At 70.8% G+C, this 428-nt stretch carries 1 pseudogene; it reads right to left on the bottom strand.

The features are described from left to right. A pseudogene (locus EII42_RS12790) lies at positions 1 to 428 on the bottom strand (biotin/lipoyl-containing protein); the annotation flags it as partial.

Here is a 428-nt window from a genome sequence, read left to right as displayed (position 1 = left end):
TGTCGGTGGAGACTTCCAGCAACGGCTCGTCCACTTCGACGGTGTCTCCGACGGCCTTCAGCCAGCGCGAGATCGTGCCCTCGGTGACCGACTCACCCAAGGCGGGCAGCACGACATCGGTGCCCTGCGCGGCCTGCGGTGCGGGAGTGGGGGGCGGGGGCCGGTGCGGGTGCGGCAGGCTCCGGTGCCGCTGGCGGCTCGGGAGCGGGGGCTGCGGGGGCGTCCCCGGGCTGGCCGACGACGGCGAGTACCGCGCCGACCTCGGCCACATCATCTTCCTGGAAGCGGATTTCGAGCAGCACTCCGGCGGCAGGGCTGGGGATTTCGGTGTCCACCTTGTCGGTGGAGACTTCCAGCAACGGCTCGTCCACTTCGACGGTGTCTCCGACGGCCTTCAGCCAGCGCGAGATCGTGCCCTCGGTGACCGA

Origin of the sequence: Tessaracoccus sp. OH4464_COT-324 (assembly GCF_003932855.1) — a bacterium.
GTDB lineage: Bacteria > Actinomycetota > Actinomycetes > Propionibacteriales > Propionibacteriaceae > Arachnia.
This window is presented reverse-complemented; position numbering and strand designations above follow the sequence as displayed.